At 46.3% G+C, this 616-nt stretch carries 1 pseudogene; it reads left to right on the forward strand.

The features are described 5' to 3' along the window. Positions 1–600: pseudogene (locus MKR94_RS16425) on the forward strand (IS1 family transposase); the annotation flags it as partial. Between the last annotated feature and the right edge of the window lie 16 nt (positions 601–616).

Below are 616 nucleotides of genomic sequence, written 5' to 3' on the forward strand. Positions count from 1 at the left end.
GTCGTAAGACATGGCAACGCACTTTCACCTATACCGCATCCCAGCCCGGTACACACCAGAAAATCATCGATATGGCTATGAATGGTGTTGGATGTCGTGCCAGCGCTCGCATTATCGGTATTGGTTTGAACACCATTTTACGGCATTTAAAAAACTCAGGCCCCGTTCAGTAGCATCTAGGATACATCCGGGGAGCGATGTGATTGTCTGCGCAGAAATGGATGAACAGTGGAGCTACGTTGGGTCTAAGTCATGTCAGCGCTGGTTGTTCTATGCCTATGCTATGACAAGATACGCAGGTGTGTTGTGGCTCATGTCTTTGGAGAACGGACAATAACAACCTTGGAGCATCTTCTGAATCTGCTGTCGGCCTTTGAGATAGTAGTGTGGATGACAGATGGATGGCCATTGTATGAATCACGGTTGAAGGGTAAGTTTCACGTTATCAGTAAAGGTTATAGACAAAGAATTGAGCGGCATAATCTGAATCTCAGGCAACATCTGGCAAGGCTGGGACGGAAATCACTGTCATTCTCAAAGTCGGTGGAGTTGCATGATAATGTCATTGGGCACTACCTCACGATACAGCACTATCAATAAGTTGGAGTCATTACCA

The organism is Rosenbergiella metrosideri, from assembly GCF_022602565.1.
GTDB classification, from domain to species: domain Bacteria; phylum Pseudomonadota; class Gammaproteobacteria; order Enterobacterales; family Enterobacteriaceae; genus Rosenbergiella; species Rosenbergiella metrosideri.